Below are 15779 nucleotides of genomic sequence, written 5' to 3' on the forward strand. Positions count from 1 at the left end.
TCACCAAGGAGCAGTAATGAACACCATCCGCGTCAACGAAAAAGCACCACATATCGACCTGCTCGAACCTGTACTGCTGAACACTGCGCGCCCGAAGGCGCAGCCTGGCCAGTGCGTGATTGAAGTGCACAGCGCCGGCATCAATCCGAGCGACGTGAAGGCCGCCCTGGGCGCCATGCCGCACGCCGTGTGGCCGCGCACGCCGGGTCGCGATTATGCGGGCATCGTCATCGACGGCCCGGAAGCACTGGTCGGCCAGGAAGTCTGGGGCAGCGGCGGCGAACTCGGTATCCGCCGCGACGGCACCCACGCGCGCTACCTGGTGCTGGACGCCGAGGCCGTGCGCATCAAGCCGAAGAATATCTCCCTGCTGGAAGCGGGCGCTGTCGGCGTGCCTTTCATCACGGCCTACGAAGGCCTGCGCCGCGCCGGCCTGCCGCAAAAGGGCGACGTGGTGCTGGTCATGGGCGGCAACGGCAAGGTCGGCCAGGCCACCGTGCAGCTGGCCAGCCGCGCCGGCGCCCGCGTGGTTGCTGTCGAACGCGGCGCAGAGCCTTATATCGGCCACGTGAACGGTCAGGTGGACATGATCGCGGCCGAGCATACCGATATCGCGGCCTACGTGCGCGCGCAGACCAATGGCCACGGTGCGGACATCGTCTACAACACCGTCGGCAGCCCTTACTTCGAAGCGGCCAACAATGCGCTGGCTATCGGCGGCCGCCAGATCTTCATCTCGACCATCGACCGCGCCGTGCCCTTCGACATCTTCGCCTTCTACCGCGGCCAGCATACCTATGTCGGCATCGACACCCTGGCGCTGGATTCGCTGGCCTGCGCACGCATCCTGGACCAGCTCAAGCCGGGCTTCGAGGACGGCACGCTGAAGCCCTTCCCCGTGCCACAGGAAACGATCTTCCAGCTGTCCGACGCTGCCAAGGGTTACCGCGCCGTGCTGGGCGGAGCGCGCGAGCGTGTGGTGCTGCAGCCGGCGCTGTCCGAATGAACGTCACCCGTTTCGCGGAGGCGCAAGCCTATTTCCCGCCGAATCACGAGGACATGCGCTGCCTGCGGCTGCAGGGCCATGAGGCGGGGCCGTCGGACACGCTGTGGCTGGGCATGTCCCACCTGCTGCCCGGCGGCGGTACCACCCTCGACGGGTCCGGCGTCGAAAAGTTCTACGTCGTGCTGGAGGGGGAGGTAACCATCATTACTGAAGGAGGGGAACACACGCTGCACAAATACGACTCGTGCCGGCTCGCGCCGAATGAGAAGCGGGCGCTGAAAAACAAAAGCAACCAGCCAGCCACCGTTTTGCTCGCGATGCCGTATGCAACACAAAAATAGCCAGTAACGCAGCGCACACACGGCGGATCAATGATCCGCCCTACGCCAGCATCGACGCAACGCAACCTGCCGTCAATTAACCACGACGCGTAGGGCGGATCATTGATCCGCCGTGCACACCACTAACGTTTCTTTGGAGGAGAAGCACCATGATAACCACCGACGCATCGGTCACCGCGGCCGCCCCGCCGCGCAAGCCCTTCTACAAAATCCTGTACATCCAGGTCCTGATCGCCATCGCGATCGGCATCCTGCTCGGCCACTACAATGCCAAGCTGGCCATCGACATGAAGCCCTTCGGCGACGGCTTCATCAAGATGATCAAGATGCTGATCGGCCCCATCGTCTTCTGCACGGTGGTGCACGGCATCGCCGGCATGCAGGACATCCGCAAGGTCGGCCGCATCGGCTGCAAGGCCCTGCTCTACTTCGAGATCGTCTCCACGCTGGCCCTGTTCATCGGCATGGCGGTCGGTAACTGGATTCGCCCCGGCGACGGCTTCAACGTCAACCCGGCAACGCTGGACGGCAAGGCAATCAGCGAATACGTCGGCAAGGCCAAGACCCTGACCACCAGCGAATTCCTGCTGAACATCGTCCCCACAACCGTGGCGGACGCCTTCACCAAGGGCGACGTGCTGCAGGTGCTGTTGATCTCCCTGCTGTTCGGTTTTGCGCTGTCCGCCCTGGGCGAGCGCGCCAAGCCGATTACTTCGCTGATCGAAACGGGCTCGCAAGCCATCTTCGGCGTCATCAACTTCATCATGCGCTTCGCCCCGATCGGCGCATTTGGCGCCATGGCCTTCACGGTCGGCAAGTACGGCGTGGTCTCGCTTGGCCCGTTGGTAAAGCTGATCGGCACGTTCTACCTCACGTCCTTCCTGTTCGTGTTCCTGGTGCTGGGTGTCATCGCGCGCCTGTCTGGATTCAGCATTGTAAAATTCCTTGCCTATATCAGGGAGGAGATCTTCCTGGTGCTGGGAACCAGTTCGTCGGATACGGCGTTGCCGACCCTGATGTCCAAGCTGGAGAAGCTGGGCTGCTCCAAGCCGCTGGTAGGCCTGATCGTCCCAACCGGCTACACCTTCAACACGGACGGCACCAGCATCTATATGACGATGGCGGCCCTGTTCGTGGCGCAGGCGACCAATACCGACCTGTCGCTGGCGCAGCAGTTTGCCATCTTCGGCGTGGCCATGCTGACGTCCAAGGGCGCCAGCGGCGTGCAGGGTGCTTCGTTTATCGCGCTGGTGGGAACGCTGGCCGTGGTGCCGTCCGTGCCGGTGGCGGGCATGGCCCTGATCCTCGGCATCGACCGCTTCATGAGCGAAGCGCGCGCCCTGGTGAACATGATTGGCAACGGCGTCGCCACGGTGGTGATGGCGCGCTGGGAAGGCGAACTGAATCGCGACAAGCTGTCTGTAATTCGATAAAAGGGATTTGAGAGAATGAAAAAGAAAGTACTGACGGCCGCACTGCTGGCCACCTGCGCCGGTGGCGCGTATGCCCAGGGTTCCAACGTCCAGATCTATGGACGCCTGAACATCGCCATCGAAAACATGCGCACCTCCGCCAACTCCGCCGGCAAGGGCGTGACCATCACGCGCGAGGTGAACAACCGCTCCGTTATTGGCTTCAAGGGCACCGAGGATCTGGGCGGCGGCAACAAGGCGCTGTTCCAGATCGAGGGCACCGTGTCGCCGGACACCGGTGAAGGCGAGATTGCCCGGCGCGATACGCGCGTTGGCCTGGAAGGCGCCTGGGGCACGGCCTTTGCCGGCCACTGGGTGACTGCCTACAACGGCTCCACTTCCAGCCTCGATCCCTGGTATCCGACCACGGCGGGCTATATGAACCTGATGGCCAACGGCGCCGGTTCTTCGGTGGACAATGTCAGCAACGTATCATCCTTCGACCGCCGCCAGGCCAACAGCGTGCATTACTGGTCGCCGCAATGGAACGGCTTCCAGCTGCGCGTGACGCACGGCCTGAGCGAGGAGCGTCCGGCCAGCGGAGCCCATCCTTCGCTGACTTCCGCCGCCGGCATCTGGGAACAGGGTCCGTGGTATGTGACTGCCGCCTACGAGCGCCATCACGAGTACCAGGGCAAGGGATTCAACGACCAGGGCGCCAAGCTTGGCGTCGCCTACCGCTTCGGGGATACGCGCATCGCCGTGGTTGGTGAGCGGCTGGAGTATGAAACCGCCACGGGCGACCTGAATCGCAACGCCTTCTTCGTCGCCCTCACCCACCAGCTGGGCGCACACAACCTGCGCCTGACGGCCACCCGCGCCAACGACGGCAAGGGCAGCTCGACGGCGAAGATCGGCTTCGTGAAAAAGGGTTCCGCCACCGGCGCGACGCAGTTCACGCTTGGCGACGACTACAGCCTGTCCAAGCGCACCAGCGTGTTCCTGTATTACACGCACCTGAAGAACGAAGCGAACGGCGTCTACGATTTCCCGATCAACGCCCTGACGGTCAGCCCCGGCGCCAAGCTCCGCGGCGCCGCCCTCGGCCTCCGCCACTTCTTCTAAGCCCTCTCCGCCCTTCGCGCCTCCCCTTGGCGCGCGGGGCGCATTTTCCAGCGCCGCAGGCTGCGCCAGCACGGCGGATCAATGATCCGCCCTACACGCTACGCGCCCTCAAATGTCCCGTGTAACGATCCACCCCGCACGCTGCGCGGCCGCAAACGTCCGATGTTTGGCCCCGAAGGGGCTGTAGGGCGGATCATTGATCCGCCGCAGCTCAGTCGAGATGCCAACTCCCCCCTCTTTAGAGTGATCGCAATCCCCCCAATCCACGGCTACCCTGAAATCTTTAAGGAGCCGCCATGTCTCTCCCCTCCTACCCCCGCCAGCACACGGCGCTGCTGTTCGTCGATCCCTACAACGACTTCCTGGACGAAAAAGGCAAGATCTGGCCGCGGGTGGCGGAAGTGGCCGGCGAAGTCCGGCTGCACGAAAACCTGCGCAAAGTAAGCCAGGCCGCCCGCGCCGCAGGCCTGCCCGTCTTCATCGTGCCTCACCATCGCTCCGAGCCCAGCGATTTCGAAGGCTGGGACCACCCAACGCCCTATCAATTGCGCAGCAAGCAGGGGCAAGTCTTCGCCAAGGATGGCTGGGGCGGCGAATGGTTTCCCCGAATTCGCGCCGCAGCCGGGCGACACTATCGTCAAGGAACACTGGAGTTCCAGTGGCTTCGCCAACACTGACCTGGACATGCTGCTCAAGCAGCGCAGGATCAGCCACGTGATCCTGATCGGCATGATCGCCAATACCTGCATCGAAGCGACGGGACGCTTCGCCCAGGAGCTGGGCTACCACGTGACGCTGGTCAGGGACGCCACCGCCGCCATGTCGCACGAAGCCATGCACGCAGCCCATGAGCTGAACGGCCCGACCTTCGCTCATGCCATCCTGAGCAGCGAGGAACTGGTCCAGGCGCTGAGTTAGGCCAGTGCCACTGGCACGCCCGCAGCCGCACCGCGCCGTGCGTGTTTGACGGAATACATGGCCTGGTCGGCGATTTCGATCAGTTGCTCCATCTGCGTGCCGTCTTCCGGGCTGATGGCCAGCCCGATGCTGGCGCCCAGGCACAGCGGACGTCCTTCGAACTCGAACGGCGTGCGGATACGCTCAGCCATGAGCGCACACTTCTGCTCCACGCTCACCCGGTCCCGCACGCCGGACAGGATCACGCCAAATTCATCGCCGCCCATGCGGGCGGCCAGGTCGTCCGCGCGCAGCTCGGCCGAGATGCGCGAGGCCACTTCGCAGATGGCGGCGTCGCCCGCGCGGTGACCCAGATTGTCGTTGATCGCTTTCAGCCCATCCATATCGATGTTCAGGATGCCCACCTTGCAGTGCTTGCGGCTGGAGTGCGCCAGTTGCTGGCGCAGGCGGTCGAAGAACAGCGCCCGGTTGGCGAGCGTGGTGAGCGCGTCGTGGGTGGCGCGGTAGTACAGGTCGTCGGATGCGAACTTCACGGCGTGGTGAATGGCGGCGCCGATCAGGTCGGACAGCAAACCAAGCAATTGCTCGTCCTGCTCGCCGAATGCCGACACCTTCGCCGACATCACCTTCAGCACGCCTACCGTCTCCTCGTCATGCCGCAGCGGCACCACCAGCATCGAGCGCAGGCCGACCTTGCGGCAGGCAGCGCGGTCCACGCGGTCGTCCAGCTCGGAATCGTCGCAGCGCAGGATGTGGTCCTGGGCGACGCACAGGCCAGACAGGCTGCCATTGCGCTTCAGCCGCAGCCCCAGCGTGGACTCGGCAAACCCCGCAGCCGCGCGGTAGACCATTTCCTCGCCTTCGGCCAGCTCGACCACGGCGCCACCGGCTGCAATCAGGCCGCTCGCGCGCTGGCACACCAGCTGCATCACGCTGCCAAGGTCGACGCCAAGGCGCGCGATTTCCGTCTGGGTCTTGATGACTTCCAGCAGCAGCGCCGGGCTCAGGTTTGCTTCGTTCATTCTTAAAACTCACTGATTCTCACACCATAGTTTGAACGATAACTGACCAATAAGCAACGCGGCAAGTTGACTTCACAGCGGGAAACTGTATCGTTGCTGCATGGACTACGCGACCGCCAACCGCTGCCGCTATCGCCCCGGCATGGAGGGCGGACACTACGAAAGCTGGTTCCAGCGCGCCAACCATCCCGAGCGCCCGCTGGCACTCTGGCTTCGCTATACGCTGTTCCAGCCGCCCGGCCGCCCCGATGAGGCGGTCGGCGAAGTCTGGGCCATCTACTTCGACGGCGAACGCCAGCGCGTGCACGCCAGCAAGCAGCGCTTCCCCTTGCATGACTGCCTGCTCGGCAGTGAGACGCTGGCCATCGGCTACAGCACGCTGTCGGCGGCCACCGTATCGGGCAGCGCGGACGGCGCCGAAGGCGGCCTGTCGTGGTCGCTCTCGGTCACGGGCGGCACCCGGCCACTCCTGCTCCTGCCGCCCGCACTCTATGAAACCCGCCTCCCCGCCGCCAAGTCCCTCGTTACGCTGCCGGATGCCCGCTTCACCGGCAATATCGACGTCGGAGGACGCCAGGTGCCCGTGCATGACTGGCGCGGCAGCCTGAATCACAACTGGGGACGCCGCCACACCGACCGCTACGCCTGGGGCCAGGTGGCGGGCTTTGATAACGCTCCGGATGTATTCCTCGAATGCGCGACCGCACGCCTGCGCGTTGGCAGTATGTGGACACCGCCAATGACCCTGGTCGTGCTGCGCATCGGCGAGGAGGAATATCGACTGAACGGCATGCTGCGCGCGCTGCGCAACCGGGGCGACCTGAAGGACTTCGACTGGCGCATTGAAGCGCAGGAGCGAGGCGTGCGTGTGACGATCCAACTCGGCGCGCCGCGCGAAGCGTTTGCCGCACTGCACTACGACAATCCCGGCCGGCCGCAGAAGATTTGCCTCAATTCAAAACTCGCGACCTGCGAGCTGAGCGTGGAGCGCGCTGGCGAGCCGCCGCGCCATTACCGCAGCGCCCACGGCGCCGCCTTCGAGATCCTCAGCGACGAGCCGCCGCCGGGCGTGCGCCTGCTGCTGTAGCGTCTACTTCAGTTCGATCCACACCGGCGCATGGTCGCTCGGCTTTTCGCGGCCGCGCACTTCGCGGTCCACCTCGGCCGCCAGCAGGCGCCTGGCGGCTGGCGCATTCAGCAGGAAATGGTCGATGCGCAGGCCCGCGTTGCGGCCGAAGGCGTCGCGGAAGTAATCCCAAAAGGTGTAGATGACTTCGTCCGGATGCAGGTGGCGGATCGCGTCCGTCCAGCCCTGCTCCAGCAGCTTGTGGAAGGCGGCGCGCGTTTCGGGACGGAACAGCGCATCGGTCAGCCAGCGCTCGGGCTTGTAGACGTCGATGTCGGTCGGCATCACATTGTAGTCGCCGGCCATCACCACTGGCTCCTTCTTGCCGATCAGCTCCGTGCCGCGCGCAATCAGGCGGTCGAACCATTTCAGCTTGTAGTCGAACTTGGGACCGGGCGCAGGATTGCCGTTCGGCAGGTAGAGGCAGCAGATCATCACGCCATCGACCATGCACTCGATGTAGCGGCTTTGCACATCTTCCGGATCGCCGGGCAGGCCCCGTCCCATTTCCACCGGCTGCGTGCCGCGCGCCAGGATGGCCACGCCATTCCAGCTTTTCTGGCCGTGCCAGATGGCGCCATAGCCGGCGTCCTTCAGGGCTTCCTCGGGAAATTTCTCGTGGGGGGTTTTCAATTCCTGCAGGCAGACCACATCCGGCTTCGTTTCATCGAGCCATTGCAGCAGCGCCGGCAGGCGGGCATTCATGCCATTGATGTTAAAGGTCGCGATTCTCATCGGCACATGATACTCCGGACCGGCGCATCACGATGGCCGGCAGCCTTTTGTCGTGCGCGGCAAAATAATCGGGCACGGCGCCGATTTCGGCAAAGCCTTCCGAGTGGTAGATGCGCCGCGCGGCCTGCCATTCGGGATGGACGATCAGGATAGCGCTGCGCAGGGAACTGTGGCGCGCAAACATCGCCGACACCGCATCGCGGAACAGGCGGCGGCCCCAGCCAGTGCCCCGGGTGGCGGGGTCGACCACCATGGACGACACATAGACTTCCTCGCCATCCAGCCGGTGCAAGGCGGCGGCGCCGTGGTCTCGGGCAAAGCGCGCGGCCGGCGCTGCCGCATCGAGGGACCAGAACTCGGCACACAGGTAGCCGTAGAGCCGCCCTGCCCCGTCATCGAGGACCCAGCAGCCTTCGGGCGCGGCTGCGAGCCTTTCGCCGAAAGTAACTTCAGTTTCCTGGATTTCAGATGCGAAGCCGGCACGTTCGAGACGCATGATTTCGGCAAGTCGGCGGGGATGGCGGGACGAAGTTGCAAATTCATAGCCGCTACTTTACCAGTCCGGCGACCGGTAGTAGTATCGCCCCATGGTTTCCTGGTTACGCTTGTCGGCGGCAGCTGCCTTGCTTGTTCTGGCCCTGCCATGCCGCAGCGAGTGCGGCAAGTTGGTGCTGTCGGCTGATCCCGATTATCAGCCCTTGCATTGGTACGATGGTGCCCAGTTGCGCGGCGCCAGCATCGACCTCGCCACCCGCATCCTGGACGACCTGCAGGTTCCCTACGAAGTGCGCTACCTCGGGCCCTGGAAAAGAGTGCTCGCGTCCGCCGCTGCGGGCGACATCGATATGGTCGCCACCCTCAAGCGCCTGCCCGAACGCGAGCGCTACCTCAGCTATATTCCGACGGCCGCCTTTCCCAATCCCATCGCGATCTTCATTGACCGACAGCAGGGCTTCGTCTATCACCACTGGCACGACCTGAAGGACAAGCGCGGCGGCGTGGCCATGGGCAACCGTTCCGGCGGTGCCTTCGACCGCTTCGCCGAAGAAAACCTGCAGCTGCACGAGTCCGGCACGGTGGACAGCAATTTCCGCAAGCTGGCCATGGGCCGCCTGGATTACCTGGTCACCGGCCTGCTGACCGGAGAAACCTGGCTGGCACAGCATGGCCTTTCCGACCGCTACATGGCCGTGCGTCCCTTCGTGTCAAACGAAAAGAATTATTTCGCCTTCGTCAAGGGCAGCCCCTGCGCGCGCTATGCGGAAGCGTTCGATGCCCGGCTGAAAGAGCTGGTGAAAGCCGAAATCAACCTGCGCATCCTGCAGGCCCACCTGGCGCAGCTGGAGATCAAGGTCGACAACCGCGCCCTGAGCAACCGCTGATCACTGGCGCGCGGCGCATTCGTTGCGGACGCTGCGCACCGTGAAGGCGTTCACTTTCTCACCCTCGGCCACCACTTTCAGGCAGGCGCCGTCGTAGTCAACGAAGTAAAAAGTACAGGACGGCCGCTCCACGGTGCAGGAGCGCAGCTCCGCGTATTGCAGCTGGATCTGCTGCTCCCATGCCGACTGCGCCTTGCGGTGGTCAGGTCGCCAGCCGGCGTCGATGACTTCCTTGCGCGCCTTGGCATAGCTCTTCCCGATCAGGCCGTCCCACATGCCCGGTTGAGGCGTGGCATGCGCCGCGCAGGCCGCGGCGCCCAGGAGCGCACAAGCCAGGGTGAATTTCTTCATGTCTCATATAATATTTTTATTAACACGAAGAAATTATGCCATGCGGAAACTGTTTCCCCAAGTTAAACGATGCCAAATTGCTTCCAGCGGACCCTGGCTGTGGCGGCGCAGCCACCATGCGCTGAACCAGCCCTGCGCCAGCGCCAGGGCGACGCCGATCAGCAGGCTGAAGGTGGCGCCCGTGTATTGATACATGCCGAGCCCGAAGCCGTGGTAGATCACGGTGCCGGCGACCGATTGCATCATGTAGCTGGTAAGGCTCATGCGCCCCAGCGGCGCGAAGAAGTCCAGGGTACGGCGATAAAGCAGCGCGAAGGCGGAAACCAGGACCAGCATGAAGGCCAGATTCTTCCAGGCGATCAGGATGGTGGATGCGGGGCGGCGCAGGCCGTCGGCGGTAAACCAGGCGGCGTCTTTCGCGAAGTAGAGCGGCACGAAGGCCAGCGCGGCGAGCAGCAGCGTGCGCGCCCAGAAGCGGCGCGCGGCCGGTTCGAGGGCGAAGAGATTGCGCCGGCCGGCCAGCATGCCGAACATAAACAGGGCCGGAATCTGGAAGATGCGGCCCATCTCCCAGCTCCAGCGGATCACGCCGACTTTGCCGTTGGTGAGATTGCCCCACCACTCATCGAGTATCGAACTGCCTTTCAGGTAGGTTTCGGCGCGGCCGAAGTAGGCCCAGGAGGCAGGGTCCGGCAGTTTCAGCGCGGGGTCCGGCAAGGCGCGCAGCAGTTCGTACCACGCGAACGGCTGCAGCGTGAGCGCCACGGCTATCAGGAAGACGCTGCGGTCGCTCAGGCGGCAAACGGGAATCAGCGCCAGGCCGAGCACCGCGTACATGGAGAGAATGTCGCCCTCGTAGAACATCGAGTTGATAGTGCCGAAGCCGAGCAGCAGCGCCATGCGCCAGGCGAAACGGGCGCGGAAGTCTTCGCCACGGGCGGCGCGGCGGCTGTCCTGCAGCTGGAAGGTCAGGCCGAACAGCAGCGCGAAGATGGCGTAGGACTTGCCGCCGAAGAGGAAGAACAGCGTGTTCCAGACGCCTTTGTCCAGTGTGGACAGCCAGGCCGGCCAGCCTTGCGGAGTGAAGTAAAGATCAAAATGCTCGATATTATGGAGCAGCATGATCGACACGATGGCAAAGCCGCGCAGCGCGTCCGGCAGTGCCAGGCGCTGCGCGGATACCTGCTGCTGCGGCGGCATGCCGGTCATTACTGGCCGCCCTTCGCTCCGGCCGCAAATTCACGGCCTTGCAGGTGCACGGTGACCTTCTGCAGCGGCTTGTCGGATGCCTCGGCCAGGGTGACGATGTAGTCGCCCGGGGCGATCTTCCACTTGCCGTCGCTGAACACGGCCAGCATGCGCGGATCGATCTGCACCTTGGCGTCGCGGCTTTCGCCCGCGTTCAGGGCCAGCTTGTCCCAGCCGCCCAGGCGCTTGGGCGCTTCCCAGCCGCCCTTGGCCGGCGATACATACACCTGCGGCACGGCCTTGCCGGCGCGCTTGCCCGTGTTGCTGACATTGAAGCTGACGCTGATGCCGCCCGCTTCCGCCTTCGCAGCCAGCCCGCCGTAACCAAAGCTGGTATAGGACAGGCCATGGCCGAAGGCGAACAGCGGCTTGTGCTGCTTCAGGTCGAACCACTTGTAGCCGACGGCTGCGCCTTCGATGTTGTAGTCCGTCTTGAAGCGGCCATCCTTGCTGTTCGGATCACCATCGACCTTCGGGCGCGGCAGCTGCGATTCCGCCATCGGGAAGGTGGCGGGCAGGCGGCCGGATGCATCGACCTCGCCCGTCAGCACGCGCGCAATCGCTTCGCCGCCGGCCGTGCCGGGATACCAGGCTTCGACCACGGCGCCGACCTTGTCCAGCCACGGCATAGTGACCGGACCGCCCGTTTCCAGCACCACGATGGTGTTCGGGTTGGCTGCTGCCACGGCCGCGATCAGCGCATCCTGCGCATTGGGCAGGCTGAGATTCGGCGCGTCGATGCTTTCCGCCGTCCATTGGGTGGCAAAAACGATGGCCACATCGCTGCCGGCTGCCAGCTTCGCCGCAGCCGCGGCGTCCTTGCCGTTGTTGAAGCTGAACTGCGCCTTGCTGCGCGCCGCCAGCGACTTCATCGGCGAAGATGGGTGATACACGATCGGGCCCGGGAAGTGCTCCGGACCTTCGTTCGGCACGGCGCTGCCGCCCACCGGATATACCTGGGCCGAGCCGCCGCCGGACAATACGCCCACGTCGGCATGGCCGCCGATGATGGCAACCTTCTTCAGGCCCGCCGCCAGCGGCAGCAGGTTCTTCTCGTTGCGCAGCAGGACGATGCCTTCCTCCGCCGCACCTTGTGCGACCTTGGCGCTGGCCTTGAAGTCGATCTTGTCGCCCTCTTCCTTCGGCTGCGGCTGATCCAGCAGGCCGTTGACCGCCATCGTGCGCACGATGCGGTGCACCATATCGTCCAGCCGTGCCTGCGGCACATGGCCGTTCTGCACCGCTTCCTTCAGCGCGCCCTGGAAATATGGCGACTGGTCGAAGGGCCAGCCGGATTGCTGGTCCAGGCCATTCATCGCGGCCGGGATGGTCGAATGGGTCGCGCCCCAGTCGGACATCACATAGCCCTTGTAGCCCCAGTCGCCCTTCAGCACCTTGTTCAGCAGGTAGTCGTTCTCGCAGGCGTAGTGGCCGTTGACCAGGTTATAAGAGCACATCACCGAACCCGGATTGCCGCGCTCGATGGCGATCTGGAAGGCCAGCAGGTCGGACATGCGGCCCGGCGCGTCGGCAATGATCGTATCGATGGTGTTGCGGTTGGTCTCCTGATCGTTGAAGGCGAAGTGCTTCACGGTGGAGATCACGTGGTTGGACTGGATGCCGCGGATCGCCTCGCCGGCAATCACGCCCGCCAGCAAGGGATCTTCGCCCGTATACTCGAAGTTGCGGCCGTTGCGCGGTTCGCGCATCAGGTTCACGCTGCCGGCCAGCATTACGTTGTGGCCGGACAGGCGCGCTTCCTTGCCGATCATCGCGCCGCCATTGAAGGCGACTTGTGGATTCCAGCTCGCCGCCACCAGCAGGCCCGATGGCAGCGAGGTGCGCTCGCGCTTCGAGCCCGAAGGCTGGGTGGACACGCCGATGCCGGAATCGGTCTGCCACTGGTTCGGCAGGTTCAGGCGCGGCACGCCGTAGATGAAACCGGCCGTGTGGTTGACGCTTTCCTTGGGATGCTTCGTGTCCTTGAAGTCCGTTGCGAAATATCCGAAGACGGTGCCGATCTTTTCATCGAGCGTCATCTGCGACACCAGTTGTGCCGCGCGCTGATCGGGGTCGGCCGGGGCCGCGTGCAGCGGCAGGCTCAGTGCCGCCGCGATAGAAAATGCGAGTACTTTCATCGTTTGATCGTGACTTCCTTGCCTTCGTAGGTGACTTCTTTGTCCGCGACATCCATGCTGCCCGAGGTGGAAACACCCGGCTTGATGAAGTGGACCCTGAACGTGCGCTTGGCGACCATGCCCTGGTACTGGCCTTCGCGGTTGCCGATGGTGACGGTGCCGGACTTGTCGTCGTAGCGCAGCGGGATGCGGCTGTATTCGCCGCGGGTGTAGCCGTTGCTCACGCCATCGTCCTCATACAGCGAGAACTCGCCGTTGGCGCCCGTATAGACCTTGAGCGTGACCGGCGCATCCGGATGCTCGTCCACATACTGCTGCACCGGCAAGGTCGGCACGATGGCGCCGGCCTTCACGTACACCGGGATGCGCGCGGCCGGCGCGGCGGCGGTAATGGTGCTGCCGCCCTTATGCAGCGCGCCGCTGTCGAAGTCGTACCAGGAAGCGCCTTTCGGGAAGTAGACACTGCGTTCGCGCGCGCCATAGCTGGTCACCGGGGCCACCAGGAAGTCATGGCCGAACAGGTACTGGTCCTTGATGTTCTTCACGCGGTCGTCGTTCGGGAAGTCCATCACCATGCCGCGCATGATCGTGCCGGACTTGTAGTAAGTTTCGGACGCGGTCGCGTAAATATACGGCATCAGGCGGTAGCGCAGCTTCAGGTAGGACACCATAGAGTCGCGCATTTCCGACCCTTCCGGCGCGATATTGTAGATCTCGCGCTTGACCACTTCGCCGTGGGAGCGGAACAGCGGCGAGAAGGCGCCGAACTGGAACCAGCGCAGGTTCAATTCCTGCCATTCCTTCAGGTCGGCCGGGTCGATCTTGCCGCCGGTGGTGCTGCGGTTTTCCTGGGCCGAGCCTACGTCGCCGTACTGGTAGCGGTTTTCCTGGGCGTAGCCGCCGATATCGTGGGTCCAGTTCGGGATGCCGGACATGGACATGTTTACGCCGGACGCGATCTGGTCATACAGATTGTTCCAGCGGCTGGCAACGTCGCCGCTCCAGACGGCGGTGGCGTTGCGCTGGATGCCCGCAAAGCCGGAGCGGGACAGGATGAACTGGCGCTTGTCCGGCTGGTCGTGCTTCAGGCCATCGTACATGCCTTGGGTGTGCACAAGGCTGTACGGATTGAAGGTGACTTCGCCCGGGCCGTAAACGGTGGGGCCGATCAGCTTCTTGAAGTCTTCGGGACGCGTGTTGGACAGCACATCCGGCTCGGTATTGTCCATCCACCAGGCGTCAAAGCCCATGTCCACCAGCTTGTGCTTCATCTGGCGGTAGTAGATTTCGCGCGCTTCCGGCGCATACGGGCTGTAATGGCTGTTCTTGTAGCCGGGGCCGACCCAGTCCAGCGCGCCGTCTTCCACGTTCTTGGTCCACATATGGCCCTTGGACGCGAATTCCTTGTAGTTGTCCGTGGTGTCGTAGAATTTGCCCCAGATGGAAATCATGATGCGCGCGTGCTGGCGGTGCACCTCGTCCACCATGCCTTTCGGATCGGGGAAACGGACCTTGTCGAAATCGTGCGAGCCCCAGCCGTTTTCCGGCCAGTAGAACCAGTCCTGCACGATATTATCGAGCGGCCACTGGCGCTTGCGGTATTCGCTCAGCGTGTCCAGCAGCTGCTGCTGGGTCTCGTAGCGCTGGCGCGACTGCCAGAAGCCGTAGGCCCACTTCGGCATCATCGGCGCCTGACCGGTCAGTTGACGGTAGCCGGCGATGACCTTGTCCATGTTCTCGCCGCGGATCACGTAGTAATCGATGCCCTGCGCGATCTCGGAGGACAGCGTCAGCGAATGGCGCTCGGCATCCGGCAGCGGATCGCTGTGGGTCATGGCGACCATGCCGCCCGATGGCTTCCACTCCAGCTTCAGCTTCACCGGCTTGTTCTTCTCGAACTTCACTTCGAAGTTGTGATACCAGGGATTCCAGCCCTGGCGCCATACGTCCATCACCTGCTTGCCGTCGACGGTCAGCGTGGCGTAGTCGGACGCGTACAGCTGCATCTTGTGCACGCCCGGCTTGTCGCTCGCCATCGTGCCTTCCCAGACCACTTTCACGTCCTTCAGGTTCTTGATCGAGCCCAGTTCCTTGGGCCAGTTCTCGGCCACGTCCTTCAGGTACTGGTAGGCGATATCGGATTCCCGGCGTGTCAGGGCCAGCTTGCCATCCACGTAGTAGCGCGCGGTCAGGCCGCCTGGCTTGCCCTCGGCGTCCACCAGCTTCAGGTCGCGCTGCATCGGACCATAGGGCCGCGGATTGCCGAAGCGGGAGATGGCGTTGTTATCCCACAGCAGGCCGTAGTTCTTGTCCGAGACCACGAAGGGCACGGAGGCGATCATATTGTGCTGGGCCAGCAGCACGTCTTCGCCGTTCAGGTTCATCTGGGCGTTCTGATGCTGGCCCAGGCCGTAGAAGGCGTCCTTCGTCCCGTAATTGAAGCCCTGCTTGATGGCGACGAATGGCTTGCCGCCCACTTCGATCGGCTGGATCGATTCCGACGCCTGGTTCAGGAATGGCTTGCCGCCCGCGTCCGAGAACTGCAGGCTGCCCGTGGCCAGCGACACGGCGGCCGCGATCTTGTTGGCCTTCAGCGTGACCGTATCGCCCTTGCGGTTGACGGTGAACGTGCAGCTGCAAGGCTTGGCAACCGTCATCAGCGACGGTGTGAGCGCCTTGCCGCTTTGATCGAGCTTGAGGACGTGGATGATGTTATCGTCCATCAGCTCCAGGCGGATTTCCTTCGCCGCGCCGCTGTCCGGCTTGACCACGAGGCCATTGGCCGTCTGCTCGAACGTGCCGGCAACGGCGCTGCCGGCGGCCGCGAGAGCGATCAGCGTACCGCGGATGAATACCTTGCTCATTAAGTCTCCTTCGCTTTTTCTTTGCGCACCCAAAACCGCGTAACCCAAGTGGCTGCCACGATGTGGCAGCCACTAGATTTTGGCCTTGGGTTTTCTTTGCCGCTAACGGCG

The 15779-nt window shown here is 63.7% G+C and carries 15 protein-coding genes; 8 read left to right on the forward strand and 7 right to left on the reverse strand.

From position 1 onward, the window contains the following. Positions 1-16: 16 nt before the first annotated feature. From ACHMW6_RS20750 to ACHMW6_RS20775, 6 genes are all read left to right on the forward strand, one after another. A complete protein-coding gene (locus tag ACHMW6_RS20750) occupies positions 17-1006 on the forward strand; it encodes a zinc-binding alcohol dehydrogenase family protein (protein ID WP_395399495.1) in 990 nt (329 codons plus the stop codon). Next, positions 1003-1347: a cupin domain-containing protein gene (locus ACHMW6_RS20755; protein WP_395399497.1), complete on the forward strand. Its 345-nt coding sequence runs from the start codon at positions 1003-1005 to the stop codon at positions 1345-1347. Before ACHMW6_RS20750 ends, ACHMW6_RS20755 begins: the two co-directional genes overlap by 4 nt. A 149-nt stretch (positions 1348-1496) precedes the next feature. Beyond that, positions 1497-2780 (forward strand): dicarboxylate/amino acid:cation symporter, encoded by a 1284-nt coding sequence (locus tag ACHMW6_RS20760; protein ID WP_395399499.1) that lies wholly within the window; start codon positions 1497-1499, stop codon positions 2778-2780. 15 nt (positions 2781-2795) lie between these two features. Further along, a complete protein-coding gene (locus ACHMW6_RS20765) occupies positions 2796-3884 on the forward strand; it encodes a porin (RefSeq protein ID WP_395399501.1) in 1089 nt (362 codons plus the stop codon). A 296-nt stretch (positions 3885-4180) separates the two neighbouring features. After that, on the forward strand, positions 4181-4561 hold the full coding sequence (locus tag ACHMW6_RS20770) for an isochorismatase family protein (protein ID WP_395399503.1): 381 nt from the start codon (positions 4181-4183) through the stop codon (positions 4559-4561). Then, a complete protein-coding gene (locus ACHMW6_RS20775) occupies positions 4464-4802 on the forward strand; it encodes an isochorismatase family cysteine hydrolase (protein WP_395399505.1) in 339 nt (112 codons plus the stop codon). Before ACHMW6_RS20770 ends, ACHMW6_RS20775 begins: the two co-directional genes overlap by 98 nt. On the opposite strand, the gene ACHMW6_RS20780 is transcribed toward ACHMW6_RS20775, so the two are convergent. After that, the gene (locus ACHMW6_RS20780) at positions 4799-5824 is read right to left on the reverse strand and encodes a diguanylate cyclase domain-containing protein (protein WP_395399507.1); all 1026 of its coding nucleotides are present in this window, start codon (positions 5822-5824) and stop codon (positions 4799-4801) included. The two genes, ACHMW6_RS20775 and ACHMW6_RS20780, sit on opposite strands and share 4 nt — an antisense overlap. Positions 5825-5924: 100 nt before the next feature. Here ACHMW6_RS20780 and ACHMW6_RS20785 point away from each other — a divergent pair, with 100 nt between their 5' ends. Continuing rightward, a complete protein-coding gene (locus ACHMW6_RS20785) occupies positions 5925-6911 on the forward strand; it encodes a hypothetical protein (RefSeq protein WP_395399510.1) in 987 nt (328 codons plus the stop codon). 3 nt (positions 6912-6914) lie between these two features. Here the strand turns inward: ACHMW6_RS20785 and xth are convergent, their stop codons facing one another. Both xth and ACHMW6_RS20795 read right to left on the reverse strand, forming a co-directional pair. Next, positions 6915-7685 (reverse strand): exodeoxyribonuclease III, encoded by a 771-nt coding sequence (gene xth, locus ACHMW6_RS20790; RefSeq protein ID WP_395399512.1) that lies wholly within the window; start codon positions 7683-7685, stop codon positions 6915-6917. Next, the gene (locus tag ACHMW6_RS20795; protein WP_395399514.1) at positions 7666-8181 is read right to left on the reverse strand and encodes a GNAT family N-acetyltransferase; all 516 of its coding nucleotides are present in this window, start codon (positions 8179-8181) and stop codon (positions 7666-7668) included. The genes xth and ACHMW6_RS20795 overlap by 20 nt, the downstream gene beginning before the upstream one ends. Positions 8182-8308: 127 nt before the next feature. Between ACHMW6_RS20795 and ACHMW6_RS20800 the strand changes: the two genes are divergently transcribed. Continuing rightward, a complete protein-coding gene (locus ACHMW6_RS20800; protein WP_395399516.1) occupies positions 8309-9067 on the forward strand; it encodes a substrate-binding periplasmic protein in 759 nt (252 codons plus the stop codon). On the opposite strand, the gene ACHMW6_RS20805 is transcribed toward ACHMW6_RS20800, so the two are convergent. From ACHMW6_RS20805 to ACHMW6_RS20820, 4 genes are read right to left on the reverse strand one after another with little or no spacing between them, the layout of a single operon-like run. Continuing rightward, entirely contained in the window at positions 9068-9418 is a 351-nt protein-coding gene (locus tag ACHMW6_RS20805; RefSeq protein WP_395399518.1) for a hypothetical protein, read from the reverse strand. A gap of 33 nt (positions 9419-9451) precedes the next feature. Then, positions 9452-10627: a DUF418 domain-containing protein gene (locus ACHMW6_RS20810; RefSeq protein WP_395399520.1), complete on the reverse strand. Its 1176-nt coding sequence runs from the start codon at positions 10625-10627 to the stop codon at positions 9452-9454. Further along, complete coding sequence (locus ACHMW6_RS20815) at positions 10627-12804, reverse strand: beta-glucosidase (RefSeq protein ID WP_395399522.1); 2178 nt, start codon at positions 12802-12804, stop codon at positions 10627-10629. The genes ACHMW6_RS20810 and ACHMW6_RS20815 overlap by 1 nt, the downstream gene beginning before the upstream one ends. Next, the gene (locus tag ACHMW6_RS20820) at positions 12801-15668 is read right to left on the reverse strand and encodes a TIM-barrel domain-containing protein (protein ID WP_395399524.1); all 2868 of its coding nucleotides are present in this window, start codon (positions 15666-15668) and stop codon (positions 12801-12803) included. Before ACHMW6_RS20820 ends, ACHMW6_RS20815 begins: the two co-directional genes overlap by 4 nt. Between the last annotated feature and the right edge of the window lie 111 nt (positions 15669-15779).

The sequence above is a fragment of the Pseudoduganella sp. UC29_106 genome (assembly GCF_044055365.1).
Classification (GTDB): domain Bacteria; phylum Pseudomonadota; class Gammaproteobacteria; order Burkholderiales; family Burkholderiaceae_D; genus Rugamonas.